Raw genomic sequence first — 906 nt, 5'->3', positions numbered from 1 at the left:
GCGAAGGCACTGGCCGGCCGCGCTTACGCCAGCCGCGCCCAATCCGCTGCCTCGATCACATAAGGCGTGAACAGAAAATCGCGGATGCCCGTGATCTCATCGCCGCGCCAATCGACCAGGACGAAATGGGCCGGCTGTTCCGATGGTTCGAGCTTATTGAACACCAGCATGGCCGGACGGCCCTCGATGGCGCCATAGGCGAAGCGCCATTTGGTTTCCTCGGCATAGCGGGTGAAATAGGCTTTGATCTTCTCGCGTCCTTCGAGCCTGAGCCGGTTCACCAGATCGAGCTTGACGTCCTCGGCGAGCATGGCGCGGATGGCGTCGAAATCCCCCGTCTGGAAAAGCTGCACATAGCTGCGCATCTTCTGGCGTTGCACATCGGACATCAGCGGCAGGGTGGCGTCGTTGGGCATGGATGCCAATGTTCTGAGCGCAGCCCGGCCGCGCTGTAGTGCCGACTTGGCTGCCGCAGGCGTGCAATCGGCGATCCCAGCGATTTCCTCGACGGAATGGCCGAGGACGTCCTTGAGGATGACGGCGCATCGCTGCAGTTCCGGCAATTGCAGAAAGGTCTGGAAGCCGATGGCCAGAATGTCGGCCTCCGGCGCGGGCGCGCCCTCGATGTCGTCGGTCAGGGGAACCACGACATGCCGCGTCCGGCGGCGCAGCAGGTCGAGACAGGTATTGTGGGCGATCTTGAGCAGCCAGACTTCGAGATTGTCGATCTCCGCCCCCTGCGCCCGGGCGCGGAGCGCCTTGAGGAGCGTGTCCTGCACAGCGTCCTCGCCATCGACGGCCGAGCCGGTGATCCGGGCACAATAGCGGTGCAGGCGTGGCCGGAGTTCTTGCAGTCGTTTGCCGAAATCGTCGTCATTCATCCGTCGAGCCCTACGTCTCCAGTCG

Annotated in this window: 1 protein-coding gene; it reads right to left on the bottom strand. The window is 63.5% G+C overall.

Going from position 1 to position 906, the window contains the following annotated elements:
* Nucleotides 1-23: 23 nt before the first annotated feature.
* Nucleotides 24-881: a sigma-70 family RNA polymerase sigma factor gene (locus AC1D0P_RS26135; RefSeq protein WP_477679383.1), complete on the bottom strand. Its 858-nt coding sequence runs from the start codon at nt 879-881 to the stop codon at nt 24-26.
* Nucleotides 882-906: the final 25 nt, after the last annotated feature.

The sequence above is a fragment of the Polaromonas sp. P1_G2 genome, assembly GCF_056405515.1.
Note: the sequence above shows the minus strand (reverse complement) of the source record. Positions and strands in the feature narration are given on the sequence as shown.